The organism is Kitasatospora sp. NPDC096077, from assembly GCF_040303245.1.
GTDB lineage: Bacteria > Actinomycetota > Actinomycetes > Streptomycetales > Streptomycetaceae > Kitasatospora.
The window spans coordinates 1-22,324 of record NZ_JBEOSV010000045.1 but is presented as its reverse complement, the minus strand read 5'-3'; the positions used below and the strand labels follow the sequence as shown (position 1 = coordinate 22,324).

The 22,324-nt window shown below is 71.1% G+C and carries 20 protein-coding genes and 1 pseudogene; 15 read left to right on the top strand and 6 right to left on the bottom strand.

Annotated features, from left to right (window positions below; genetic code table 11):
- Positions 1-267: 267 nt before the first annotated feature.
- The gene (locus ABTZ03_RS29910; protein ID WP_350516234.1) at positions 268-726 is read left to right on the top strand and encodes a hypothetical protein; all 459 of its coding nucleotides are present in this window, start codon (positions 268-270) and stop codon (positions 724-726) included.
- Between the two features lie 65 nt (positions 727-791).
- Here the strand turns inward: ABTZ03_RS29910 and ABTZ03_RS29905 are convergent, their stop codons facing one another.
- A complete protein-coding gene (locus ABTZ03_RS29905; protein ID WP_350516233.1) occupies positions 792-1,427 on the bottom strand; it encodes a TetR/AcrR family transcriptional regulator in 636 nt (211 codons plus the stop codon).
- A 124-nt stretch (positions 1,428-1,551) separates the two neighbouring features.
- Between ABTZ03_RS29905 and ABTZ03_RS29900 the strand changes: the two genes are divergently transcribed.
- Positions 1,552-3,003 carry an amidase gene (locus tag ABTZ03_RS29900; protein WP_350516232.1) on the top strand — a complete coding sequence of 484 codons (1,452 nt, stop codon included), beginning with the start codon at positions 1,552-1,554 and terminating at the stop codon, positions 3,001-3,003.
- 109 nt (positions 3,004-3,112) lie between these two features.
- Here ABTZ03_RS29900 and ABTZ03_RS29895 read toward each other — a convergent pair whose 3' ends face one another.
- Positions 3,113-3,997: an LLM class flavin-dependent oxidoreductase gene (locus ABTZ03_RS29895; protein ID WP_350516231.1), complete on the bottom strand. Its 885-nt coding sequence runs from the start codon at positions 3,995-3,997 to the stop codon at positions 3,113-3,115.
- A gap of 235 nt (positions 3,998-4,232) precedes the next feature.
- On the opposite strand from ABTZ03_RS29895, the gene ABTZ03_RS29890 reads away from it, so the two are divergent.
- The 7 genes from ABTZ03_RS29890 (at position 4,233) to ABTZ03_RS29860 (ending at position 12,240) form a co-directional block, all read left to right on the top strand.
- On the top strand, positions 4,233-5,249 hold the full coding sequence (locus ABTZ03_RS29890; RefSeq protein ID WP_350516230.1) for a LacI family DNA-binding transcriptional regulator: 1,017 nt from the start codon (positions 4,233-4,235) through the stop codon (positions 5,247-5,249).
- On the top strand, positions 5,246-6,766 hold the full coding sequence (locus tag ABTZ03_RS29885) for a sugar ABC transporter ATP-binding protein (RefSeq protein ID WP_350516229.1): 1,521 nt from the start codon (positions 5,246-5,248) through the stop codon (positions 6,764-6,766). The genes ABTZ03_RS29890 and ABTZ03_RS29885 overlap by 4 nt, the downstream gene beginning before the upstream one ends.
- Positions 6,756-8,702, top strand: a complete 1,947-nt coding sequence (locus ABTZ03_RS29880) for an ABC transporter permease/substrate-binding protein (protein ID WP_350516228.1) — start codon at positions 6,756-6,758, stop codon at positions 8,700-8,702. Before ABTZ03_RS29885 ends, ABTZ03_RS29880 begins: the two co-directional genes overlap by 11 nt.
- Before the next feature lie 89 nt (positions 8,703-8,791).
- Positions 8,792-9,694 carry a ribokinase gene (locus ABTZ03_RS29875; protein ID WP_350516227.1) on the top strand — a complete coding sequence of 301 codons (903 nt, stop codon included), beginning with the start codon at positions 8,792-8,794 and terminating at the stop codon, positions 9,692-9,694.
- Complete coding sequence (gene rbsD, locus ABTZ03_RS29870; protein WP_350516226.1) at positions 9,691-10,080, top strand: D-ribose pyranase; 390 nt, start codon at positions 9,691-9,693, stop codon at positions 10,078-10,080. Before ABTZ03_RS29875 ends, rbsD begins: the two co-directional genes overlap by 4 nt.
- Before the next feature lie 171 nt (positions 10,081-10,251).
- Positions 10,252-11,790, top strand: a complete 1,539-nt coding sequence (locus ABTZ03_RS29865) for a phosphatidylinositol-specific phospholipase C domain-containing protein (protein ID WP_350516225.1) — start codon at positions 10,252-10,254, stop codon at positions 11,788-11,790.
- A gap of 216 nt (positions 11,791-12,006) precedes the next feature.
- Positions 12,007-12,240, top strand: a complete 234-nt coding sequence (locus ABTZ03_RS29860; RefSeq protein ID WP_350516224.1) for a serine protease inhibitor — start codon at positions 12,007-12,009, stop codon at positions 12,238-12,240.
- A 285-nt stretch (positions 12,241-12,525) separates the two neighbouring features.
- On the opposite strand, the gene ABTZ03_RS29855 is transcribed toward ABTZ03_RS29860, so the two are convergent.
- The gene (locus tag ABTZ03_RS29855; RefSeq protein WP_350516223.1) at positions 12,526-13,017 is read right to left on the bottom strand and encodes a DUF2690 domain-containing protein; all 492 of its coding nucleotides are present in this window, start codon (positions 13,015-13,017) and stop codon (positions 12,526-12,528) included.
- A gap of 491 nt (positions 13,018-13,508) precedes the next feature.
- Here ABTZ03_RS29855 and ABTZ03_RS29850 point away from each other — a divergent pair, with 491 nt between their 5' ends.
- From ABTZ03_RS29850 to ABTZ03_RS29840, 3 genes are all read left to right on the top strand, one after another.
- Entirely contained in the window at positions 13,509-14,006 is a 498-nt protein-coding gene (locus tag ABTZ03_RS29850; RefSeq protein WP_350516222.1) for a hypothetical protein, read from the top strand.
- 748 nt (positions 14,007-14,754) lie between these two features.
- Complete coding sequence (locus tag ABTZ03_RS29845; protein WP_350516221.1) at positions 14,755-15,060, top strand: EF-hand domain-containing protein; 306 nt, start codon at positions 14,755-14,757, stop codon at positions 15,058-15,060.
- Positions 15,061-15,410: 350 nt separating this feature from the next.
- Positions 15,411-16,157, top strand: a complete 747-nt coding sequence (locus tag ABTZ03_RS29840; protein WP_350516220.1) for an AIM24 family protein — start codon at positions 15,411-15,413, stop codon at positions 16,155-16,157.
- A gap of 523 nt (positions 16,158-16,680) precedes the next feature.
- On the opposite strand, the gene ABTZ03_RS29835 is transcribed toward ABTZ03_RS29840, so the two are convergent.
- Both ABTZ03_RS29835 and ABTZ03_RS29830 read right to left on the bottom strand, forming a co-directional pair.
- A complete protein-coding gene (locus ABTZ03_RS29835; protein WP_350516219.1) occupies positions 16,681-16,872 on the bottom strand; it encodes a hypothetical protein in 192 nt (63 codons plus the stop codon).
- Positions 16,873-17,155: 283 nt separating this feature from the next.
- A complete protein-coding gene (locus tag ABTZ03_RS29830; protein ID WP_350516218.1) occupies positions 17,156-17,425 on the bottom strand; it encodes a hypothetical protein in 270 nt (89 codons plus the stop codon).
- 213 nt (positions 17,426-17,638) lie between these two features.
- On the opposite strand from ABTZ03_RS29830, the gene ABTZ03_RS29825 reads away from it, so the two are divergent.
- Together ABTZ03_RS29825 and ABTZ03_RS29820 are read left to right on the top strand one after the other, a co-directional pair.
- A complete protein-coding gene (locus ABTZ03_RS29825; protein ID WP_350516217.1) occupies positions 17,639-18,313 on the top strand; it encodes a hypothetical protein in 675 nt (224 codons plus the stop codon).
- Between the two features lie 398 nt (positions 18,314-18,711).
- Positions 18,712-20,922: a DUF8189 domain-containing protein gene (locus ABTZ03_RS29820; RefSeq protein WP_350516216.1), complete on the top strand. Its 2,211-nt coding sequence runs from the start codon at positions 18,712-18,714 to the stop codon at positions 20,920-20,922.
- A gap of 97 nt (positions 20,923-21,019) precedes the next feature.
- On the opposite strand, the gene ABTZ03_RS29815 is transcribed toward ABTZ03_RS29820, so the two are convergent.
- Positions 21,020-22,072, bottom strand: coding sequence for a helix-turn-helix domain-containing protein (locus tag ABTZ03_RS29815; protein WP_350516215.1), 1,053 nt, complete (start codon positions 22,070-22,072; stop codon positions 21,020-21,022).
- 32 nt (positions 22,073-22,104) lie between these two features.
- Here ABTZ03_RS29815 and ABTZ03_RS29810 point away from each other — a divergent pair.
- Positions 22,105-22,324, top strand: a pseudogene (locus ABTZ03_RS29810) (hypothetical protein); the annotation flags it as partial.

Genomic DNA, 22,324 nt, shown 5'->3' with positions numbered 1-22,324 from the left:
CCTCCTGTCACTGTCGATCAGATATCCGGGCCCGTGCCCTCGCAGCGGCCTGACACACCGAGGTTTCACACCTGTGGGGCGATGGTCCGGGGCCCGCAGTGTCGTCCTGGTCGTGCTCCTCCTACGATGAGCACTTCGACCAGGGAGCACAGTGGATCTCAGAATGTCAGGGCCGTCTCGGAGGCTCGGAGCGGAACGCCCGTACGCGGGCATCGGCCTTACGGCCGTGGTTCCCGGTGTCGGCCGAACCGCCACCGGGCGGCTCTCGTGAGCCGTCTCCTCAAGGCCCTGCGGTGGGATGACGACGAGGTCGTCATCAGCCTCTTCGCGGCGGCGCCGTTCGCCGAGCCCGCCGATCTCACCTTCGACATCGACGGGTGTTCACCGGATCGAATCGCCAGGTATCACCTCGAAGGCGACGAGGGCGTCCTGAGCGGCCTTCAGGTGGTCGAGTACGATCTTTCCTTCGGTGCGCTGCCGACCCGGCTCGGGCCGTACCTCGAAGCGTGCCTTGAGCAGGTCTGTGAGCGGGGGGCCCGGGTCGCCTGGCTGGGATTCGAAGGCTCGTTCCACTACGACCATCTGCTGACGGGTTCCGTCGCGCGGATGCTCTACGGCGTCGCGGCTCAGGGGCGGCCCGCGGTGGTCGTGCTGGACGACGACGAGCGGACCGGCTCTGCCTGGCCGAAGACCCTCGACTCCTACAGGTCCGAGCTGAAGGGCTGACGTCCCGGCTCGACCACGCCGGGATCCCGGCGTCGGACGCCGGGTGTCGGGTGTCGGGCGTCGGTTCAGCGTCCGCCGGCCCTCCCGCCCCGGTCCAGGACGGCCTCGACCGCGGTGAGGAGTCGCTCGCCCACCCGGTCGACGCTCCCGTTCTGGGCACTGACCTGGGCGCCCTCCAGGAGGAAGGTGATCTCCGCGGCGGCCTCGTCGGGATCCCGTACGCCGGCCTTCTCGCACATGCCCGTCAGTCGGCGCAGCTGGGTGGCCTTGTGGTCCTCGATCAGCCGGCGGGCCGGGTGGTCCCGATCGGGCAGGCCGACGGTGGAGTTGACGAAGGGGCAGCCCCGCTGCGCGATGTCCGGCAGTCCGTCGGCGACGAATCGCGTCACGGCGAGGACCTGGGCCCGGCCGTCACCGGGGTGTTCGGCCTCCGTGCGGTCGAAGGCGGCCGAGTAGCCCGCCGCGACGATCCTCAGCCACTCCTCGATCAGGGCGTCCTTGGTGGCGAAGTGCCGGTACAGGGCCATCTTCGTGGTCTTCGCCCGCTCGGCGATGGCCTGGACCCCGACGGCCCTGATGCCCTCGCGCAGGAAGAGCTCCTCGGCGGCGTCGAGGATGCGCTCACGCGGGGGCAGGCTGGCCACTCTGGTGTCCCGGCCGGGCCTTGGGGGACCGCTCGCCGTCTCCGCCGTCTCCGCCATCTCCGCCTCGCTTCGCTCGCCGTCGCCGGCTTCTCCTCACCCATGTTACGTTACCGACCAACCCCGAACGATACCGATCGGTATCATGCAGGACCGATCGGACTTCCAAGTGAGGCTGAGCATCGTGAAGCTGCACGAATACACCCGGTACGACGCCGTCGGGCTGGCCGAACTCGTCGCACGAGGAGAGGTCACCGCCGCGGAACTCACCGCCGCGGCCCAGGACGCGATGACGGCCGTCAACCCCCGCATCAACGCCGTCGTGGAGAACTGGCCGGCCGAGGACGCCCCGACCCCGGGCAGCACACCGCTCGCCGGTGTCCCGTTCCTCGTCAAGGACCTGGCCGTGGCCATGAAGGGCAAGCGCGTCGAACTGGGCAGCCGCCTCGCCGCCGGCAACACGGCAGCGGCGGACTCCTTCCTGATGCGACGGTTCCGGCAGGCCGGCCTGGTGACACTGGGCCGCACCGCGACCCCCGAGTTCGCCTACAGCACCACCACGGAGCCGGTCCTCCATGGAGCGACCCGCAACCCCTGGGACCTCACCAGGACGCCGGGTGGGTCCAGCGGCGGGTCGGCCGCAGCCGTCGCCGCCGGCATCACACCCATCGCGCACGCCACCGACGCGGCCGGCTCGATCCGCGTCCCCGCCGCGAGCACCGGGCTGTTCGGTCTCAAGCCCACCCGCGGCCGCGTCTCCATGGGCCCGGACGCCGACGAGGTCTTCAACGGCCTGGCCGTGCACGGCGTCCTCAGTCGGACCGTACGCGACAGCGCGACGCTCCTCGACCTGATCCAGGGCCCCGAAAGCGGCGACCCCTACTGGGCGGCACCTCCCCGACGCCCGTACGCCGAGGAGAGCACCCGCGACCCCGGGCGACTGCGCGTCGGGCTGCTCACCACCCCGTGGAACGGACGCGCCGTGGAGCCGGCCGTGCACGAAGCCACCCTGGCCGCCGCCCGCCTGATGGAGTCGCTCGGCCACCGGGTCGAACCCACCGGCGTGGACCTCGGGGTGAGTTGGGAGGAGTTCGTCCTCGCCAACGCCCGCTTGTGGACGGCGAACCTGGTGACCTGGATCGACGGCTTCGCCGAGAGGTTCGGGCGTCCCGTGGACGGGACGACCGTCGAACCGGAGATGCTGGCGAGCTACGCCTGGGGACGCCGGGTGAGCGGCGCGGAGTTCGTGCGGGCCCTCGACGTGCGCAACCGGGTCGCCCGGTCGATCGGCGCGCACTTCGACCGGCACGACGTCCTGCTGACACCCACCCTCCCCGAACTCCCCGTGGCCATAGGCACCTACCGCCACGGCGCGGAGGGCGCGGACGGCCGGGGCTGGCTGGAGCACCTGTTCCACCGGTCGCCGTTCACCGCACCCTTCAACGTCGCCGGCACCCCCGCCATGTCGGTGCCGCTGGCGGCCGATCCGTCCACCGGCCTGCCCATCGGCGTCCAGTTCGCCGCCGGGTACGGCCGCGAGGACGTCCTGTTCCGCCTCGCCGGGCAACTGGAGCGCGCCGCTCCCTGGGCCCAGCGCACGCCCCCGGTCTGGGCGGGCACCCGCCCGGCCGCCTGAACTCCCGGCCGCCTGAACTCCACTCCGGGGACGGGGTGTTCGGGCCAGTGCGGTCGCGCCACGGCCGCGCCGGACGGCACTCCCCGATCGAGGGGGTTCCGCGACGCCCTCAAACCAACTGCGCCAGGCCCTCAGTGGCGATCCGCTCGAACACGGTGGGGTCGGCCGCGAACTGCGAGTCCGGGACGGGCCAGTGCACGACCAGTTCGGTGATCCCCAACTCCCGGTACGTGCCAGCCCATTGGACGAAGGCGTCGAGTGACGCGAGCGGGCGTTCGCCGGTGAAGCCCTGGAGGAGCAGCCTGTCGAGCGAGCCCGGGTCGCGACCCTCGGCCTCGCAGGCGGCGGTCAGCGCCGCCGACTGCGCTGCCACCACGCCCGGGGCCCGCTGCGCCGGAACGTCCGGGTCGGACGGGTCCCCGCACGTGACCCACCCCTGGCCGTACCGTGCCGCGGTCCTCAGTCCGCGCGGGCCGGTCGCGGCCACGCAGAACGGCACGCGCGGACGCTGGACGCAGCCGGGGATGTTGCGGGCCTCGACGGCCGTGTAGTGGCGGCCGGCCCGCGTCGTCGCGTCCTGGCGCAGCAGGTCGTCCAGCAGGGGTACGAACTCGGCGAAGCGGTCGGCCCGTTGCCTCGGCGTCCACTCCCCGCCGCCGAGGACCTGGGCGTCGAAGCCGGTGCCCCCGGCGCCGACGCCGACCGTCAGCCGTCCGCCCGAGATGTCGTCGAGCGTCATCAACTCCTTGGCGAGGGTGACGGGGTGGCGGAAGTTGGGGCTGGTGACGAGGGTCCCGAGGCGGATGCGTTCGGTGGCGGTGGCGGCGGCCGTGAGCGTCGGGACGGCACCGAACCAGGTCCTGTCGCGGAACGACTGCCAGGACAGGTGGTCGTAGGTGTAGGCGGCGTGGAAGCCGAGGTCCTCGGCCCGCCGCCAGAGCTTCTGTCCCTCGCTCCACCGGTGGACGGGGAGGATCACGGTGCTGAGACGCATGCGCCGACTGTAGCGAGGTGCGGCCCTGAACGCCGTCGGCATCGTCCACGAGCGCGCCCGCCCGTACCGCCCCGCCGGACCGGCCGTCCCGCACCCCGCCGGCGAGGGCACCGGCACGGCGTTCATCACGATCGGGTTTCAGCCACCTGCTCACGTCTTGCCCTGAGGCCGTGTAATCGATTCCAATCGTCGCAACGCATCGATGTAATCGATTCCACAAGGAGGTGGGGCGGCTGTGGCGAGCATCAAGGACGTTGCCGCCGAGGCAGGCGTGTCCGTCGCGACGGTCTCGCGCGTCCTGAACGAGCACCCTTCGGTGAGCGAGGACGCCCGGGCGCGGGTGCTGGCCGCCGTCGCGTCGCTCGGGTACCGGCCCAACGCCGTGGCGCGGTCGCTGCGCACCGATCAGACCCGCACCCTGGGGCTGGTGATCAGCGACGTGCTGAATCCGTACTTCACCGAGCTCGCGCGCTCCGTCGAGGAGGAGGCGCGGGCGCTGGGGTACAGCGTGATCATCGGGAACGCCGACGAGCGGCCGGAGCTGCAGGACCACCACGTACGGACGCTGCTGGACCGCCGGATCGACGGACTGCTGGTCTCGCCCACCGACGGCGGCTCGCCGCTGATGCTGGACGCCGCCCGCTCCGGGACGCCGATGGTGTTCGTGGACCGGTGGATCCCCGGCGTGGACGTGCCGGTGGTCCGGGCGGACGGGCGGGGCGCCGTACGGGACCTCGTCGCGCACCTGCACCGGCTGGGGCACCGGCGGCTGGCGATCATCGCCGGGCCGGCGGCCACCACGACCGGGCAGGAGCGGGTGGCGGCGTTCCGTGAGGCGCTGGAGGAGTACGGCCTCGACCTGCCCGACCGGTACATCGGCCAGGGCGACTTCCAGGCCGACAGCGGCCGGCGGGTGACCGAGCGGTTCCTGGACCTCGCCGAGCCCCCGCAGGTCGTGTTCGCGGCGGACAACCTGATGGCGCTCGGCGCCCTGGACGCCGTGCGCGCCCGGGGCCTGCGGGTGCCGGACGACATCGCGCTCGCCGCCTTCGACGACATCCGCTGGTTCGTGCACACGGACCCGCCGATCACCGCGATCGCCCAGCCCACGGGTGAGCTGGGCCGGGCCGCCGTGCGCGCCCTCGTGGACCGCATCGAGGGGCGGGCACCGCGGTCGGTGACGCTGCCCGCCCGTCTCGTCGTTCGCCGCTCGTGCGGCGAGGACCCCGCCACGAACAGGAGCCGGTCGTGAGCGACACGGACGAGTTGCTGCGCATCGAGGGCATCCGGAAGTCCTTCCCCGGAGTGGTCGCGCTGGACGGTGTCGACTTCGACCTGCGGCGGGGTGAGGTCCATGTGCTGCTCGGGGAGAACGGCGCGGGGAAGAGCACCCTGATCAAAATGCTCTCCGGTGCCCACGAACCTGACGAGGGCCGCATCCTGGTCGGCGGCGAGGAGGTCCGCATCCAGGGCGCGCAGGACTCCGAGCGGCTCGGGATCGCCACCATCTACCAGGAGTTCAACCTCGTCCCCGATCTGACGGTCGCCGAGAACATCTTCCTGGGGCGCCAGCCGCGCCGGTTCGGGATGATCGACCGGAAGAGCATGGAGGCGGCCGCCGCGGAGCTGCTGGAGCGGGTCGGGGTCGACGTCCCGCCCCGCGCGCTGGTGCGTGAACTCGGCATCGCGCGCCTGCAGATGGTCGAGATCGCGAAGGCCCTGAGCCTGGACGCGCGGGTTCTGATCATGGACGAGCCGACGGCCGTGCTGACCTCCGACGAGGTCGAGAAGCTGTTCGTGATCGTGCGCGGGCTGCGCGAGGACGGCGTCGGGATCGTCTTCATCACGCACCACCTGGAGGAGATCGCCGCCCTCGGGGACCGGGTCACGGTCATCCGGGACGGCAGGTCGGTCGGCCGGGTGCCCGCCTCCACGCCGGAGGAGGAGCTCGTCCGGCTGATGGTGGGCCGGTCCATCGAGCAGCAGTACCCGCGCGAGCGCGCCGTCCCGGGCGCCGCGTTGCTGTCCGTGGAGGGGCTGTCCCGGGACGGCGCCTTCCACGACGTCAGCTTCGAGGTGCGGGCCGGCGAGGTCGTCGGCCTCGCGGGGCTGGTCGGGGCGGGCCGGACCGAGGTGGTCCGGGCCGTCTTCGGGGCCGACCCGTACGACCGCGGCACGGTCCGCGTCAGCGGGGCTCCCCTCAGGCGGCACGACATCGGCGCCGCCATGACCGCGGGGATCGGGCTGGTGCCCGAGGACCGCAAGGGGCAGGGGCTCGTGCTCGACCAGTCGGTCGGGGAGAACCTCGGACTCGTCACCCTCAAGTCCGCGGCCAGGGCCGGGATCGTCGACCTCAAGGGCCAGCACGCCGCCGCCGCGCGGATCGCCGGGCAGCTCGGTGTGCGGATGGCCGGGCTCCACCAGCCGGTCCGCACGCTGTCCGGCGGCAACCAGCAGAAGGTCGTCATCGGCAAGTGGCTGCTGGCCGACACCAGGGTGCTGATCCTCGACGAGCCCACCCGCGGCGTCGACGTCGGCGCCAAGGTCGAGATCTACCAGCTCGTCAACGAGCTGACGGCGGCCGGAGCCGCCGTCCTCATGGTCTCCAGCGACCTGCCCGAGGTGCTCGGGATGAGCGACCGGGTGCTGGTGATGGCCCAGGGCCGGGTCGCGGGCGAGTTGTCCGCCGCCGAGGCCACGCAGGACGCGGTCATGTCGCTGGCCGTGAGCAACCCCACTACCGAACGGGAGGCCCCCCGTGGCCGCTGAAACGCTCAAGGGCGGTACGGGCGCCGGTGGCGCCGCGGCCCTGCGCCGTCTGCTGCTCGACAACGGTGCGCTGACCGCGCTGATCGTCCTCGTCATCGCCATGTCGGCGCTGTCGGGCGACTTCCTCACCACCGACAACCTGCTCAACGTCGGCGTCCAGGCGGCCGTGACCGCCGTCCTCGCCTTCGGCGTCACCTTCGTGATCGTCTCGGCGGGCATCGACCTGTCGGTCGGTTCGGTGGCCGCGCTGTCGGCGACCGTGCTGGCCTGGAGCGCCACCTCGCACGGGGTGCCGGTGGCCGTCGCGGTGCTGTTGGCGCTGGCGACGGGTGTGGCCGCCGGCCTGGTGAACGGCTTCCTGATCTCCTACGGCAAGCTGCCGCCGTTCATCGCGACGCTCGCCATGCTGTCGGTGGGGCGCGGTCTGGCCCTGGTGATCTCGGACGGGTCGCCGATCGCGTTCCCGGGCTCGGTCTCCCACCTGGGCGACACGCTCGGCGGGTGGCTGCCGGTGCCGGTGCTCGTGATGGTGGCCATGGGGCTGATCACCGCGTTCGTCCTCGGCCGTACGTACATCGGCCGCTCGATGTACGCCATCGGCGGCAACGAGGAGGCGGCCCGGCTCTCGGGCCTGCGGGTGCCGAGGCAGAAGCTCGCGATCTACGCGCTGTCCGGTGTGTTCGCCGCGGTCGCCGGAGTCGTCCTGGCCTCCCGGCTCTCCTCCGCCCAGCCGCAGGCCGCCACCGGGTACGAGCTGGACGCCATCGCCTCCGTCGTCATCGGCGGCGCCTCCCTCGCCGGGGGGACGGGCAAGGCGTCGGGGACGCTGATCGGCGCGCTCATCCTCGCGGTGCTGCGCAACGGGCTGAACCTGCTGAACGTCTCCGCGTTCTGGCAGCAGGTCGTCATCGGTGTGGTCATCGCCCTGGCGGTGCTGCTCGACACGGTGCGGCGCAAGGCCGGGGCCGCTCCCACGGGGACCGGGGCGCCCGGCAGCGGCAGGGGCCGGCAGGTCGCCACGTACGGGCTTGCGGCCGTCGTGGCGGTGGCGATCGTGGGGGCGACGTCGTTCCTGCACGGCGATCCGAAGTCCGCCACCCGGAAGATCGGCCTCTCGCTCTCCACGCTCAACAACCCGTTCTTCGTGCAGATCCGCTCCGGTGCGCAGGACGAGGCGAAGAAGCTGGGAGTGGACCTGACGGTCACCGACGCGCAGAACGACGCCTCGCAGCAGGCCAACCAGCTGCAGAACTTCACCAGTTCGAAGCTCGGGGCGATCGTCGTCAATCCGGTGGACTCCGACGCGGCGGGCAACTCCGTGGCGGCCGCGAACAAGGCGAAGATCCCGGTCATCGCCGTCGACCGCGGCGTCAACAAGGCCGATGTGGCCGCACTGATCGCCTCCGACAACGTCGCCGGCGGCGAGCAGGCGGCGAAGGCCCTCGCCGAGAAGCTCGGCGGCAGCGGGAAGATCGCGATCCTCCAGGGCCTGGCCGGCACCTCCGCCGCACGCGAGCGGGCCGAGGGCTTCGCCAAGGGGCTCCAGGCGTACCCGGGGATCGAGGTCGTCGCGCAGCAGCCGGCCGACTTCGACCGGACCAAGGGCCTCGACGTGATGTCGAACCTGCTCCAGGCGCACCCGGACGTCCAGGGCGTCATCGCCGCCAACGACGAGATGGCACTCGGCGCGGTGAAGGCGCTCGGGTCCAAGGCCGGGGCATCCGTGCAGGTCATCGGCTTCGACGGGACTCCCGACGGGCTCAAGGCGGTCGAGCAGGGGACGCTGTACGCGTCCGTGGCCCAGCAGCCGTCGCAGCTGGGGAGGATCGCCGTGGACAACGCGGTCAAGGCGATCAAGGGGGAGACGGTCGAGGAGACCGTCAAGGTGCCGGTGAAGGTGGTCACGCAGGAGAACGTGGCCGGGTTCAGCGGCTGAGACAGGGAAGAAGGGGTGGCCGGGGAGCCCGCGGAAGCGGGCCTCCGGCCACCCCGTTCGGAGTTCGGATCGCCTGATTGGGGAGTTTCATGTACGACTACGACGTGCTGGTCGTCGGGTCGGCCAACGTCGATCTCGTGATCGGTGTCGAGCGCAGGCCCGGGGCCGGAGAGACGGTGCTCGGGTCGGACCTCGCCGTCCATCCCGGCGGCAAGGGGGCCAACCAGGCCGTCGCCGCCGCGCGCCTCGGGGCGCGCACCGCGCTGCTCGCCCGGGTCGGGGACGACGCGAACGGGCGGCTGCTGCTGGAGTCGCAGCGCGGCGCGGGGGTCGACACCCGGGGCGTCCTGGTGGGCGGGGCCCCGACCGGCGTCGCGCTGATCACCGTCGACCCGTCCGGGGACAACAGCATCGTGGTGTCACCCGGTGCGAACGGGCGGCTCACGCCGGAGGACGTCCGGGCCGCCGGGCCCCTGCTGCGCGCCTCCCGGGTGGTCTCCGCGCAGTTGGAGATCCCGGTGGAGTCGGTCGTCGAGGTGGTGCGGCAACTGCCGTCCGGCACGAGGTTCGTGTTGAACCCCTCGCCGCCGCAGGCGCTGCCGGCCGAGGTGCTGGCGGCCTGCGATCCGCTGATCGTCAACGAGCACGAGGCCCGGGTGATCCTGGGCGGCGGGGAGGTCGGCGACGATCCCGCCGCATGGGCGCGGGAGCTGCTCGCGAGCGGGCCCAGGTCCGTCGTGGTGACGCTCGGTCCGGAGGGTGCGCTGGTCGCGACCGCCGAGGAGGTCGTGCGGGTCGCGTCGGTGAAGGTCGACGCCGTCGACACGACCGGCGCCGGTGACTCCTTCACCGCCGCACTGGCCTGGCGGCTGGGTGCGGGCGCCGCCCCGGCGGAGGCCGCCGCGTACGCCGCCCGGGTGGGCGCCCTCGCCGTGACGCGGCGGGGGGCCCAGGAGTCGTTCCCCACCGCCGAGGAGGTCGCGGCGCTGTGAAGAAGGGCGGGATTCTGAATCGCCATCTCGCTGCAGCCATCGCCGAGTTGGGGCACGGTGACCGGGTGCTCGTGTGTGACGCGGGGATGCCGATCCCGGACGGGCCCCGGGTGGTCGACCTCGCCTTCCGGGCGGGGATCCCGTCGTTCGAGGACGTCCTGGCCGGGCTCCTCGACGAGTTGGTGATCGAGGCGGCGATCGCGGCGCAGGAGGTGCGGGCGGCGAACCCCGCCGCGGACGGGTTGCTGGCCGGCTCCTTCACCGAGCTGGCGTACGTGCCGCACGAATCGCTGAAGGAGCTGAGTGCGGGGGCGCGCCTGGTGGTGCGGACCGGGGAGGCCCGGCCGTACGCGAACGTGCTGCTGCGGTGCGGGGTGTTCTTCTAGGACCGGCCGGGCGCCACCGCTGGACGCGATCGGACGGTTTGTCGAGGTCAGCGGTCCGGCCGTCGGACGACCGGGTCGAACCTACGCCCGCGCCGCGCCCGTTCCAGCATCGGGGGCTCACCGCACCGAGCCCGGCCGCGCCCGCGGCCCTCCCCTCCCCGAAAGGTGGCCATGCCCCACACCTCAGCCATGCTCGCCCGCCCGGCCGGTGCCGCCCTGCGGCGTCTGCGGCGCCTGACCCGGAGGGCGACGATGACCACCGTCGCCCTCCTCGCCCTGGCCGTCGCCCCGCTGGCCGTACCGCACGCCGCCCTGGCCGAGGGGACGGACAACCGCGACGCCTTCCAGAACCTCGGTTCGGCGGACCAGCAGGACTGGATGGGCAAGCTGGGGGCGACCACGCCGCTGACGGCGATGTCCATCCCCGGCACCCACGAGACGCTGGCCGTGCACGGGGGATCCAGCGTCGAGACCCAGCAGAATTTCGGCGACAGCGCGGCGACCCTGAGCGCGCAGCTGGACCGCGGGATCCGCGCGGTCGACATCCGGGTGCGCATCATCAACGACAAGTTCGTGATCCACCACGGCGCCTTCTACCAGAACGCCAACTTCGACGACGTCCTGACCAAGGCGAAGGCCTTCCTCTCGGCCCACCGGGGCGAGACCCTCCTGATGCGGCTGCGGGCCGAGTGCGACGGCTCCACCTTCGGCTGCACGGACGACCACCCGACGGCGAGCCACACGGCCCTCTTCGACGCCTACGCGAAGCAGTACGCGGGCCTGTTCTACAACAACGGCAAGCGCAGCGATCCGCCGACGCTGGGCCAGGCCCGCGGCAAGATCGTGCTGTCCGTCTTCAACGCCGACAACGGCGACTCCTACGGCCTCAACGGCTTCGAGGACCACACCGAGGACACCTGGGCGGCCACCGACGCCCCGGCCAAGTGGAACCTGGTCAACAAGAACATCGCCGCGGCCGGCACGGCCCCCGCCGACCAGACCTTCGTGACCTACACCTCCGCGTCCCGGGCGCCGCTCAACCTCGTCCCCTCCGAGTACGCGGGCGGCTACGGCGTCCTGCGGGGCAAGGACCTGGTCTGGGTCGACGGCGTCAACGTGCGGCTGATGAACTACCTCAACAACGACACCGCCAACCGCCGGCTGGGCATCGTCATGATGGACTACCCCGGCTGGGCGCTGGTGCACGACATCATCGCCCGCAACGGGTACTACGCGGGCAGGAACACCAGCCCGGCGATCTGGGTGGTCAAGGCCGACAAGACGTACGTGGACAGCAAGTACGGCCGGTGCATGACCCGCGGGCCCGAGTTCGACGACTCCGGGCAGGGCGGCCTGGTGCAGCAGCGGGCCTGCCAGAGCAACCCGCCCAGCAGCCACCAGTGGCAGGCCGCCAAGCCGTCCACCTTCGACAGCAAGGGCTACTTCTACATCAAGGCCGCCAACGGCCAGTGCCTGACCGCCCCGTACAACAACGGGACGCCCCCGTCGGCCGGGACCCAGCTGTTCTGGTGGCCCTGCGAGACCCGCTGGATCTCCGACAACCAGATGTGGAACATCATGCCCACCAACCTCGCCGACCAGGCGGCCTACAGGTTCATCAACAAGTGGACGAACCTGTGCCTGATGGTGGACCCGGCGACCGCCTCGCAGTCGGGCGGCAAGGTCGTCCTGGGCAACTGCCCGGCCTGACCCGACCATCGCGCCACCCGGCCCGACGCCACACCGCGTCGGGCCGGGCCCAAACCCCTTGTCGTGTCCCGCCGTTGCCCTGCCCGCGTCGGCGGCACCGTCGGCGGTCCGCCCCCGGCAGCCCGCCGGTGCCCTGCCCGCCGGTTCATCCGGATGTCGTCGCGGAGACCGTCCCCGCGCCGGGCGGGCAGTGTCAGCCGGCCGGGAACGGGGGAGATGACGGTCATGACGGAAGATGAGTTCGAACTCGCTCTTCAGCGCTCTTGGCCCCACCTCGTGGGCATCGACGTCGACGAGGCGAAGGCCGTGATCGAGGCCGAGGCTCCGGACCTGCATGTGGGCCCCGTGCCACTGGGTTACGACGTCGCCTGCGACCTCCGCGTGGACCGGGTGTGGCTGTGGCACGACCCGGACACGCGACTGGTCATCCGGATCCCCCGGGTCGGCTGACCGAGGAACCAGCGCACCACCGCGGGACCGCTCGCCGAGCCGGCCTGGCATCCGCCGTCCACCGACCTGGAGGTCGTGCGGATCCGCCGCCGCAGCGGCGAACCCCTCAGCCTCGCCCCCGTCACCGCAGCAACGGCGTCCACGTCACCACGCGCACGGTGGCGCGGACGCGCTGCTCACGCGGTCGCTCTACGGCAACCGGACATCGGCGGGTCCGCCGACGGGACCGGGTCGAGTACTGCCCGGATGCGGCCCGCCGGCGCGATGAGCGGACGGGGCCGAGTGTCAGTACCAGGTGGTTGCCGCGTAGTCAGTGCCGCCGTTGTACCAGTTGGGCGCCTCGCCGTAGGCTCCCGACACGCTCCCGCCGTCGTAGAGCATGTTCGTGAAGCAGGAGTAGCCCTTGAGTGAGTCGGAGTAGGCCGCGTAGCTGCAGGTTTGGCCTGCGCCGTCCCGGCGGGTGACGCCGGCCTTCTGGCCGATCCCCTTGTTGTAGTAGGAGATTACGCGCCCCCAGACCGTCCGGCAGGTCGGGCTGTAGCGCAACTGGACGTACCCGGTGATCGCGTTGCCGTGGTAGATGGTCGCCTGGCGCGCTGTCGTCGCGTCGTTCCCGCACACCGAGCCGAAGGGCGAGACGCCGTCCCAGCCGTGACCCGAACGTGCGGGTGCGGCGGGTGCGGCGGGTGCGGCCACCGCGGGGCTGACGGTGAGCCCGACGAAACCACAGGCCAGAGTGATCGCCAGGACTGCTGAGCGCTTTCCGGTTTTGCGCATGGCTTCCTCCCAGGAGCCGCGCCCTCGGAGGGGCGCACCTGAGTGAAGTCTCGCGAGGGAGACCGCTGCCGGCGTCCTGCTCAAGGATGACCTGACACTCCGTCAATTGAAGGCCGGACGGTCGCCACCCCTCCGTCAACTCCAGCTCCAGCCAGGCCTGGTGAACGAGGCCGGACACCGGGCCGGGGCGTTGAGGCGTCGTTCGGGCGGTAGCGGCGGCTTTCGTGGCCGCATCCGTGCCGGTGCCGGCACGGATGCGGGTCGCTGCGCGGCTACCGGCTCACGCGCTCGGTGGGCGACCGGCGGGCCGCGTGACGTCATGTCGCTCCGAGGACACGACTTCCGGTCGGCCTTCGCCTTCCTCTACACCGACTGCACGGCTTGGCACTACGCTTCCGGGTGGCCTGCACCTGACATCAGTGGCGGGTCCATGTCCTCGCGCCGAGCACTGCCCGAACGTCGACCCGTCCCACCGACAGGAAAGGCACACGATGCGTCTCCGCAAGGCCCTCACCACAACGCTGGCGACGGTTGCCGCCGTCGCCGGCCTCCTGGCCCCGACCGCGGCCAGCGCAGCCCCGGCCTCCGCCACACGCCCGGCCGACGCCTGGAGGCCGTGCGCCGCCGGCTCGCCGACCAACCAGATCTTCCGGGGCGGCACGAAGATCCCGTCCGGAGAGCGGGTCTGCGTTGCCGCGTACCAACTGGTCATGCAGTACGACGGCAACCTCGTCATCTACAACAACACCGGTCAGGCACTGTGGGACAGCCAGACCGAGGGCTTCCCGGGCGCCTACGCCATCATGCAGAACGACGGCAACTTCGTCGTCTACCAGGGCAGCCAGTGGCTCTGGAACTCGCGGACCGGCGGCAACACGGGGCACTACCTCTACCTGTGCTTCCAGACCGACGGCAACCTCGTGGTCTACGCCCCGCTGCCCGGCATGATCAACTGCAACTCCGACCGGCTGTGGTGGAGCGGCACCTGATCCACCGGCCCGTCATCCCCAGGCGCCCCTCCCCGGTGCGGGGAGGGGCGCCTTCGGCCGTTCGCCTCGACCCGACGGCGACACGTCGCGGCCGGCGGCCGAGCCCGCCCGCTCCGCTTCCGCTGTCCGGGCCGCGAGCACCCGGCGCGTCCTCGCCCAGCCGTTCTACACGGCCGCCCCACAGCACCTGCGAGACGAAGCCGCCTCCCAGCGCGGCGACGCAGACCCCACCTGATCCGCCGGTCCCAGCGGAAGTCTTGCGAGAGTCCCGGAACTCGGTCGCTTGGGTCGCTACGGTCGCCGGAGGGAGGGACATCGGAACGCCTCGACTCCTCTGTGACTGAAAGCGCTTGTCGGCGGATGACGAAGTCAGGGCCTGTTGCGAAAGTAAAGACTTCGCGATCGCTCCGGAGAACCTCACCGAGTGGGATTCCTGCGTCGCGATCCTCGCCGGGGTCTGCCGCACCCCGGCGGTCGATCCCGGCGGTCGGGTTGCGTGGCGGTACGTCCCATCGGGTGAGCGTGCCTGCGGGTGGGGGCACGGCGGCCAGGCGCTGGCTAGGTTGCTGGGCGAACCATCCCCGACCGGCACCGTTCGCCACGGAAGGACCATGACCATGGGCGCGTACAAGCAGAGGGTTCTTGAACTGTTCGATCTCATCGACACCAGCCGCAGCGGTTTCCTCGACCGGAATGACCTGGCGCAGCGCACCGAGGGCCGGAACGCGGTCACGAGATGCTCCACTGGGTGGAGCGGACGATGGTCGGCAAGACGCCCGAGACGCTGCCCGACCCGGTCCAGAACCTCGCCTGTGCGGTCTTCGCCTTGATGGACGCCGACGGGAGCGGGAAGGTCGGCAAGGCCGAGTTCGAGCAGTACCTGAAGGCCCGCAACACCTCCTCCGCGGGTGCCGTGGAGGAGTTCGCCAAGCTCGACTGTGACGGCGACGGGACGCTGGTCCGCGACGACATCGACAAGGCGATCTTCCGCTTCTTCACCGCCCCGGAGCCGGACTGCCCGCAGCAGTGGCTGCGGGCGTTCTTCACGGCCTAATGGGACTCGCCGGGCCCCTGCCGCCCGTGGCCCGCAAAGGGCGGCTGGCGAGGCCTTCGCCCGCCCCCTCACGAACGGGGGTTGCTCCGTGAACGGGCCCGCCGGCGAGGCGGAGGCGGAGCCGGCCCCGTGGGGGCGGGGGCTCGGAAAGCTGAACAAGCACACCCCCAGGCGGACGTCTGCGCCAGGGCAGGCCAGAACCACGGCTGCAAACCGCGGTTGACGCAGAAGACCCGAAGAGGGTGCCGCGGGCCCGTTCCCGTGGTTGGCGGCCGGACGAGGGGGGTAGCCTGCCGCCCGGGGGCGGGCCGAAGTGCGGCAGGTCCAGGGGAGGAACGACGATGCAGGCCGTGGTCAACGGAAGCACGATGCCGGTGCTGGAGATCCGGCTCGACCAGGGGGAAGCGGTCATCACCCCCCATGGAGAGCTGTCCTGGATGTCCCCGAACATCCAGATGTCGCAGACCACCAACGCCGGTGGCGGCCGGGGCGGTCTGATGAACACGCTGAAGCGGGCCGTCGGCGGTGGCGGGCTCTTCCTCACCCAGTACCAGGCCCAGAGCGGCTCCGGCCTGGTCGCCTTCGCGGCGAAGGTCCCCGGCCACATCGTGCCGGTGGACATCGCACCCGGGCGCGACGTCATCGTGCATCGGCACGGCTGGATCTGCGGCACCCCCGGGGTCAGCCCCACCGTCGCGCTCCAGCAGTCCTTCCGCGGCGGCCTGTGGGGCGGCGAGGGCTTCGTCCTCCAGCGCCTGCAGGGCCAGGGCCGCGCCTGGGTCGAACTCGGTGGCGAGATCACCCAGTACACCCTGGCACCCGGCCAGACCATGCTGGTCCACCCCGGCCACGTCGGGATGTTCGACGCGTCGGTGCAGTTCGCCATCACCAGGGTCCCCGGCATCGCCAACAAGATCTTCGGTGGCGACGGCATCTTCCTCGTCGCCCTCACGGGCCCCGGCCAGATCTCGTTGCAGAGCATGCCGGTCTCCGGCCTCGCCCACGCCCTTGAGCCCTACCTCGCCCGCGACGGCGCGGTCGCCGCCGGCGAGGGCGGCGCGATCGGCGGCATCGTCGGCGGCATCCTTCGGAGATGAACCGTCAGGGGCGCGGGGAACCGCGCGACCGTCCGCCACGGCCCTGATGCGGGACGACGCGCCGACTCGACGGGGCGTCGTTCCACGTTCGCTTCGATGTCCTCCGACCCGGTCGACACCCTTCGGGGCCCGGGCGCTCAGCCGGACCGGCGCGGGTCCCGGCGGAGGAACCGCTCGCCCATCGAGAAGGACAGACCGGCCGACACGGGCCGGCGACTCTCCGGCCGTGCGAGCCGCGGACCTGGCCGCGACCAAGTGCCTGGTCAGGGGTCCTGCCTCGGATCGAGTACGAGCCCTGATCCATCGTGAAGTTCCCCACCGACTGCTATGAATTACCCGTTGAACGGCTAGCTCTGGGTACCGCTTGCTGAGCCTGGGTCATCAACCGCCGGGCCTGACGAGGCGGCAGCGGCCCGGACGTCGGGGCCGCGAGCAGCACGAAGGTCCGCCCGCGCCTGGCAGCATGAACGGCCCTCCGGCTTCCGCGAGAGCCCGGCCTCGGCCGGGCTCTTTGCACGTCCGGCTACATCAGGCCGACCTCATGGGCCAGAACACCCGCCGTGACGCCGGCGAGGGGGAACGTCGCCCCCACCAGCGCCCGGGTGGACCAGAAGGCCCTCCTGGTCACCACGGCCAGCCGCCTGGTCTCGTAGGTCAGTTCCTGCGTCGCCGCGACGAGTTGGTCGCGGTGCTCCGTCTGGACAGGCTCGTCCATGACGGGCTCCCTCCCTCGTGCTGGCCGGATGGTCCCGGCCGCGGCCCGCCGAACCGCCCCGCGTGTCTGCGACAGAGATCTTGGGGCGGCTCACGGGACCGCGGAATGTCGATGAGAGCGGGTAGCGCTTCGGGACAACTGCCGTTGGGCACCGCTGCATGGTCGGTGATGTGAGTGTGGGCAGCCGCTGCGTGCGCGGCTACCCACATCAGTGCCCTGTCGGCCGGCCGGGAAATCCGGTCCGGGACCGGAAGCGTTCTTGGGCCGGTCCGCAGGATCTGGATCAGAGCTGGACCACCCAGTTGATGGTGATTGTGCCGGACTGGCCGCTGCCGCTGTTGTCGCTACCCCCGCCGTTGTTCGTGCAGCCGGTGCCGAGGGCAATTCCGCCGGCGCCTCCGGAACCGGGCCCGCTGGCGGAGGTGCCGGTGGCGTCCTCGCCGGCACCTCCGCGCGAGCCTCGTCCGCTGCTGTACTCGGGTTTCGGCCGGTCGAGTTGCTGACTTCTCGTGGAATAATATTCCGATTCTCCGGCGCTGTTGTTGGGTCCCAAGGGAACTCCTACTGTTGCTTCCCGGCGGGCGAATTGATCCGCCGGGGAAAATTGGATCTGATTTCCAGGGGAGACGAAATGGGAGTACGCGAGAACCGTGTGCCGAGGCGGGGAACCTCCGCGCTGTTCGTCCTGCTCAGCTTTTCCATGCTGGCGGCTGTTCAGGCGCCCACCGCCGGGGCCGAGACGGCATCGGACGAGGGTGCGTCGCCGATGGACACCGTGCAGACGCCGTACGGTGCGCTCGGAAAGTGGATGCTTGCCTGCCGGCCGCAGAACGAGCACGGTTGCGCGGATTCCGACAGGTACATCTCCGACTGGCTGGGCCAGAAGCAGGCCAACGGAGAGGGGCTCTACGAGCCGGTCGACGTCGTCATCGTCGACCGGACTTCGGCCAGCCCGGAGGCGTCCACCCTCAAGCTCCTCGGCGGCATGGCGGCCGCTGGCTTCCCCTCGCAGTACGGGCACAGCGACGGGTACGGAGGGGTGGTCGGATCCGCCCCGGTCCACCAGCAGCAACCCGCGCGTCCGACCTGCGGTGCCACTGACGACAGCAAGTACGGCTGCGCGTTCGCCGACGAGGTGTACAACCACTTGGGCCGGATCGACCACGGGCGGGCCTTCGGTCCCGCGCCCCTGCCCGACGGCCACGGCTACGTCTGGACCGCGGCGCTCAGCACGGAGCAGCCCGGCTTCTACCACTGGCGGCCCACGCACGTCTACAAGTCGTTCGATCGGGCCGAGAGCAAGCTGTGCAAGGGGCTGGCGGCGGTCACGGGAGTCACGATCGGCGATCCGCTCGACCTGCACAACCGGATCAAGGCCGACAGCGGCGCGCACTACACCGGTGACTACTCGGGGAAGGCCTGTCTGGCCTTCCTGCCGTAGCCGGTAGGCCGGTTCACGGCCGGGGCGACACGGCGCCGCCCCGACCGTCCCCGCCGTTCACGGCCGCCGTGTTCCTCGGACACGGCGGGCGCCGGTCCCGCCGGCTCTCAGCGCCGGTCGAGCCCGACGCGCTGGCTGCTCCGGCGGCGCGGCCGTTCTTCGCCGCCGCTTCCTGGAGTCCCGCATCCTCGGTCAAGTCCTGGGCCGCTGCGGTGAATTGACGTCAAGGTGGCATCCGGGATCGGGGTCGGAGGACCTGGAGCAAAGCGTGCTCCCACGTTGTGACTGGCCGCTTGCTCGGAAGCGGACGTCGGAATCCCGTTCCGCCTGTCCCACAGATGCGGTTCAAAGCCACCCGCGAGGGTGCGGATCCGCCACGTCGGAAAGGAACTTCGGACATGCATGCACGAATGGCACGGCAATGGAAGGCGAGGGCGTTGCCGGGTGCGGCGATGGCGATGGCAATCGCCCTGTCCTTGGCTTTCCCCGCCCACTCGACGGAAAGCAAGGCCGGCCCGGGAAGCCCGAGCCCCGCGTTCAAGACCGTGGGGCAGAAGGCACAACCCAGCTGGATGCAGTCGATCCCGGACACGATGCCGCTGGCACAGATGTCGATACCGGGCACCCACGAGACGATGGCCTTCACCGGAACCGCGTTCGCCGAGGCCCAGGAGCTCAACGGTGATCCGAGGAGCAGTCTGACCACACCGCTGGACGCCGGTATCCGCGCGCTCGACATCAGGGTCCACCCGAAGGGGGGCGTGTTCGGCGACCTGCTGCACATCTGGCACGGAGTCACCGACCAGAACGCCAACCTCGGCCATGACGTGCTCGCACCGCTGGACGCCTGGTTGAAGGATCACCCCTCCGAGACGGTCCTGATGAACCTCAGCGCCGAGGACTTCACGGACAAGGACGCTTCCTCCTACTGCCCTGGCGAGGATTCCGCGACCTGTCTGTCCGACTTCTTCAAGGACTACGTCGGAAAGGGGAAGCAGTATTCCGACACGTTCTGGAGTCCTTCGATCGCGGGCGACGGCCGGGCCGCGACACCCACCCTGGGGCAGGTGCGAGGCAAGGTCGTCTTGAACGTCTTCCGGAACTCGGCTGGAAACCCCTATCCGGGATGGGGACTGAACTACGGATCCAGTGACGACTACAAGACCCACGTCCAGGACCAGTACAAGGTCGGCACCCCGGCAGCCATCACGGCGAAGTGGGGCCAGGTCCGGGACTTCCTCGCGCTGACGCGGAAGAACGGGGCGGAAAGCCTGCCGTACTACAACTTCCTCTCCGGGACGGGAATCCCGTTCATGACCCCGTCGGATGTCGCCGGCGGCGGTTCCACCGGCAGCTGGGACCCTACGGACCCGCCCACCTACTTCACCGGGGTGAACGAGCGGGCACTGAACTTCCTCAGCACCGACAGCGGAGAGCGGACCGGTGTGCTGATGATGGACTTTCCCGGCTACGGGCTGATAAGTGAGATCATCAGGCACAACCCCACCAGCCGCCCCGGGACGCTCGTGGAGCAGAACGGCCAGATGAACGTCTTCGCCCGAGCGGCTGACGGGAACCTGGTGCGTTCCGTCCTGTCCTACGACGCCCAGGGGAACCAGGGCTCCTGGGTCCAGGAAAGTGTGGGCGCCGACCTGAAAGCACCCAGGATGGGGGGCAACCCGGTCGCCACGGTCCGCAACGACAAGACACTGGACGTCTTCTACCGGAGCGGGGAAGGGCACCTGATCGAGGCCTGGAAATCGCCGGGTTCCGGGTGGGAGTATGCCGACTTCGCGGAGAGGGCGTACGCGTCCGCCGTCATGGCCGGAGACCCCGCCGTGGTGAATCAGGACGGCACCGTCCGAGTCTTCAGCCGCGACGCCTCCAACAGTCACCTGATGGAGAGCGTCCTTCCCACCCAGGGGACCGGGGCGGGCAAGTGGCAGAAATGGGATCACACGGATGTGACGCGAGCCCCGCTGGTCGACGGCGGCGTCACCGCGGTGGTCCGGCAGGACAAGACGGTGGACGTCGTCTACCGTACCGCCGGCGGCCAGGTGAACCACTCCCACTTGTCAGGTACTTCATGGACGGAGGAGATCGTCCCGGCCGAGCCCCTCAGGGGTGCCGGCCGGCTCGGCCCGGCCGCGGGGGACCTCTCCGTGGTCGCCCAGGGGGACACGATCACCTTCTTCAGCCGGGACGCGGAGACCGACCACCTGACGGAGTCGCTGCTCACCGGCGGCGTCTGGGTCCACACCGACCTCACACCGGTGAACCACGCGCCCCAGTCCAGTGGCAGCCCGTCAGCGGCGTTCCGCACGGACGGAACCCTCGATGTGTACTACCGCTCCCCGGACGGGCACCTCATCCAGGCGTGGCTGACGCCCCGCTCCAGCGATTGGCAGTACTTCGACCTCTCGGACCCCAGGTACGGGTACGCGCCGGCCCGGATCGTGGGCGACCCTGCTGTCGCGATCCGCCCCGGGAAGGTCAGCGTCTTCACGCAGAGCGGGACGGGCAGCCACCTCACGGAGAGCTGGCTTGCCACGACCGTCTGGTCGAACTGGGACCTGACCGCTGACGGAAAGGCCCCGGTGCTGGGCTGACCGCCGGTCGCAGCAGGCGGCGCCGCGCCATCCCGGAGCACGGGACGGCGCGGCCTTCGCATGGGTGCGGTGACCGGGTACGTCCCCTCCCGGCGGTTCACGGGTTCGGTCGGCGTGAATGCGTCCGGTGCGACGCCGGCCTGCCGTACCTGCCGTACCTGCCACGCTGGTTCGCCGGGAGGAGCAGGTCGGCCGGCGGGGCATCGGCGGTGACCACATCGATCCACTTCCGAGCCCAGTGGGCCTGCTGATGTTCGGTCGGCATGGCGGCGTAGCCCTGTTCGATCTCGTGCCGGGCCGAGGCGGTGCGGCCCTGGGCGAGCATCGCGACCCCTCGTTGGAGGGTGAGCCAGCCGGGGGTGTACCAGTAGGTGCCCACCGGGAGGTCGGTGTAGTCGATGGTCTCGGCCAGCCGGCCGGCCTCCAGCAGCAGGCGGTCGGCCTCGCGGGTTTCGCCCGCGTGGGCGAGGGCGCGGGCCTGCTGGCCGGTGGCGTAGGCCCGCAGGGCCGGGTGGGCTCGGGTGTCGCGGCGGGCGGCGCCGAACATGGAGGCCGCAGCGGACGGGCTGCCGCAGACCAGTTCCATGACGCCCCGGTAGCTCATGGTGCGCTCCAGACGGTCCGGGGCCTGCGACTCGTACGCGTAGGCCACCGCACGGTCCAGCGTGTTCTCCGCAGCGTCGTACCGCCCGGCGAGGAAGTGGCACCAGCCGAGGTACGCGGCGCCCATGGCGGCCGCGCCGATGGCCGGGGCGCGTAAGGAGTAGGGCGCATCCCCGGCAGCCTCGACAGCCATCTCGGCCCGCGCTGCCACCATGGGCGTCACCTCGGCGGAGGAGGAGGCATCCTCGAGTATTCGCAGCCGGACCAGACCTGACTCCGTCTCGACGATCCTCGTCCTGTCGACCACGTCCGGCCTGCGGGCCTGGAACGCGGCGCGGTCGGGGTCGGCCGGCACCAGGCTCGCGAGCGCTCCGCCCGTCTCGAGCACCTCGTCGAGCAGGCGGGCCAGTGCGGGGTCGGGCATCCGGGCGCCGGACTCCAGGCGGCTGATGGTCGGCTGGGACACGAACACTCGCCCCGCCAGCGTGGGTTGGGACAGGCCCGCCCGTCGCCGCAACAGCCGCAACGTCCGCCCGAAGGAAATCATGTACCCCTCCGTGTCTGGTCGATTACCGAAGGATGGCGTCGGAGCGTACCGCGGCCCGGCATCAGCCGTCTCGCGGTCGCCGCACACGGCAGCGGGTCGAGGATTTCGTCGGATGGGAGCGGGACCTTCCGCTGCGCTACCTCCTCGTCGAGGACGACTCCGATCTGGAGGACACCGAGCGCGTCACGCTCCTCGGGCGCTGCGTCGACGCCGAGGGGCTGTACGTGACACCGGTGCCACCGCCCCGGGAGG